The organism is Polaribacter litoreus, assembly GCF_054584775.1.
Map to the genome: position 1 here is coordinate 1 of NZ_JBTLRD010000048.1, position 3,140 is coordinate 3,140.

Genomic DNA, 3,140 nt, shown 5'->3' on the forward strand with positions numbered 1-3,140 from the left:
AATAAAAACCGAATAGAAAATCCGCGAGGATTTTCGTAAGTAGGCTAGAACTAGCAATAAATTATATACGGTGTTAGGTGCAGGCATTTATTCTTTCTTATATGGAAATCCTACTTTGTCAACAAGTTCAAATTTCCATTTATTTTTTTCATTATTCCAACCTTTTGTTTGTCTTCTTAATTGAGCAATTTCATTGTTATATTTTTTTAAAATTTCTGGTTTTTCTTCCCTGAACTTTTTGTAATTGCCTTCAGCTTTTAACTTTTCAATAAACTGCCAAATTTTAATCTTATCTTCAATTCCTTCTCTTTCCTTTTGCTTTCTCCATTCCCATTCAACTCCATTTTTTATTAGAAGTTTTCCTAACATATCTACTTTTTCAGAACTTAGTAAGTCATTTCTACCTTCTCTATCTTGTTTTGTTTTGAATGACATTTGGTCACTTAGCCAATGTCCAATGTATGTTTTTTGTGAAGGAACGGTTTTATAATTTATTTTGACGTTATAATATTTTTCTAGTTCTTTCAAAGTATCTTTCCATTCATCATCTTTGGCACGCCTATACATTTTACTATCATAATCCCAAATAAAATTTATAGATTTCATCCTCTTTTTTTCGTGAGTCGTAAGTAATGGTCCATAATTTTTATTTCCTTTTCTTCTTTGCTTTTGCCAAGCACACCATCTGCCCACTTCGTAATAAGGATGATATTTATTTTTGAATTGTGGTACATAAGTATAATCAGTATCAGGACTTACCTTGTTTTTAAATTCTACTACCTTATTAAAGTTTTTTTCCCATTCGATTGCTCTTTTATTCTCTCTACCAATACCATCGAAAGGAAATTCTGCTTCAAGCAACTTTTCAAAATATTCAAAAGGTAGAGAGTCTGTATCTTGGTTGTATAAAGCGTGCATTTTTTGATACCATCTGAATAACTCTTTATCTTGTTCACTTTTAACGTGTTTACTTACTATACCATCAGGTCGTTTTTCTTTCTTATATGAAATATATCTTACTAATAGTTTATCAAAATTTTCTTTATCATTTTCTGTAAACTTTTTGTCATAATCATATTTCGTTTTAGTTTCGTCATTTTCATCATCATTATTTTCCTCTTCCTCTTCCTTTGCATTAGAGAGTAAACCTCGTTTTTTTAAAACTTCTAAATATTCTTTTGAGAGTAATTTTGTATGAGGTGAAGAAAGGTCTAAGAGACTTGAATAATAGTCTTTAATTTCAGTAAGCGTGTTTAAGTCATCTAATCCAAGGTCTAACTGAATTGATGCTTCCACATTTAAATTAATTGCTCGATTTGTAAGATTTGTAGAACCAATAATTATTCTAGAAACTTCTTTACCCTCAAATAAGAATAATTTTGGATGATAAATTTTCTCAGGAATTGATTCATCATAATAAATATATGTTTCAATATTTTCATTTAATAAAAATTCAAGAGCTTCTTCACTAGTAATATTACCATTAATTCCAATAAAGAATTTGATTTCTTCGAAATTTGATTTTGCTATTTTAAGTTTTGACTTTAAGGGTTTAATACCAGAAAGAGTTGCAAAAGCAACAAATCCATAAAATTTTTTATAATTATTGCTTTCAAAAGATTCAGCGAGTTGTTTCCTGACATTATTTTTTTTATCAGAACTAAGTCCGTGTCCTAAGAAAGTTGTTTTCATTTACTGTGGTTTGTTTTGCTTGCACCTAACGTTGTTGTGTAAGGTTTGTTGCGTAAATTTAACTAAATATAACTAATAATTACAGACTTTTGCGTTTGCGAGGTTTTTCGCCAGAAAAACCTTAAAAAGCAATAAATTTTACACGGTGTTGTGTAACGTTTTTTAAATCCCATAACTTTCATTCATACAAACAATTCCTTTTTTATTTTTAATTTCTTCAATTTTTTTAGTCTCAAAGTTTGCTCTCCAAACTTTCTTAATTTTTGTAAATTTTTCTACATCATAATCATTTTCAGGTCTTTCTACTAAGGCTATAATTCTAGAATCTCCTTTTCCGTAGTTTTCACAAATTCCAACAGATATAAATTCCCTCTCATTTAAGTCGTTGATATGGATTGTGTCTAAAATTTGAAACTTATTTTCAGATTTTCCAGATTTAATAATCTCCTCAAAAGTTATTATTCTTTTATTTTCAAACTGCAAAACAGTTGATGCGTATTTCCATTCAATTTTTTCATGGTTTAATACAGTTCCAGAATTCATTTCAAAATTTTTGAAACAATCTAAATTTTCAATTCTTTCAACTGTTTGATTGAAAATCGATTTTTCAGATTCCTTTTTAGTTTTTGATTTTGAACAGCTAATAGCTAAAAATAATGTAGTAATAACAAGTATTCTTTTCATTTTCATAATGTTACACAACGTTTATGTGTAAGAAAAGTTGCGTGGTTTAGGTAATAAAGTTAGTAAATAAAACACGAACCAAGAAAATCCGCGAGGATTTTCGTAAGTAGGCTTTTACCAGCAATTTTTTTTACACGGTGTTGGTAGCTGTTTGTTTTGTATTCAATAATTTTTCGTCGTAGAAAACATAAATTTCTCCTCCGAAATCATATTCCAAAGGATGAGAAATCATTCCATTTTCATTCAATTCTGGTGCAATTAGAATATTTACTATTTCTCCATTTTCAAATTCAAGAATTATTTTATTTATAATTAATTCAGCTTCATCTATATATTCAGTTTTAAATTCAGACACTTTACTATTAAGAACTTTTTTCCACCTTTCAGTAGATTCCCAAGATTTTATTTCACTTTGCTCAATATGTTTGTTTCCGTCAAAATAACCTTCACCAAATTCAAAATATTCGTCATCTTTCCAACTTAAATTCCACCAATATTCATTTTCCATTTGAATATTTATAGAATGGTCAAATGTGTCAAATCCGTTAAAATAGAATTTTCCATTATGATGATTTATTTCACTATAAATTACTTTCGTGATTTTTCTATCTAATATGTTATTTTCTATTTTCATTTTTTAATAGCTACCAACGTTTTGGTGTATTATTTGTTGCGTAAATTTAGCGAAAAAAAAAGCTATTTAAACTAAAACTTTAGCGTTTCCGAGGTTTTTCGTAAGAAAAACCCGAAAAAGCAATAAATTT

Annotated in this window: 3 protein-coding genes; all 3 read right to left on the minus strand. The window is 28.0% G+C overall.

Annotation, left to right across the window (positions count from 1 at the left end; genetic code table 11):
* Positions 1-87 precede the first annotated feature (87 nt).
* The 3 genes from ACW9UN_RS16870 to ACW9UN_RS16880 all read right to left on the minus strand — a co-directional run bounded on the left by ACW9UN_RS16870 (position 88) and on the right by ACW9UN_RS16880 (position 3,010).
* Positions 88-1,692: a Helicase associated domain protein gene (locus tag ACW9UN_RS16870; RefSeq protein WP_459487536.1), complete on the minus strand. Its 1,605-nt coding sequence runs from the start codon at positions 1,690-1,692 to the stop codon at positions 88-90.
* 162 nt (positions 1,693-1,854) lie between these two features.
* A complete protein-coding gene (locus ACW9UN_RS16875) occupies positions 1,855-2,376 on the minus strand; it encodes a hypothetical protein (protein WP_459487538.1) in 522 nt (173 codons plus the stop codon).
* Between the two features lie 130 nt (positions 2,377-2,506).
* Positions 2,507-3,010, minus strand: coding sequence for a hypothetical protein (locus ACW9UN_RS16880; protein ID WP_459487539.1), 504 nt, complete (start codon positions 3,008-3,010; stop codon positions 2,507-2,509).
* Positions 3,011-3,140: the final 130 nt, after the last annotated feature.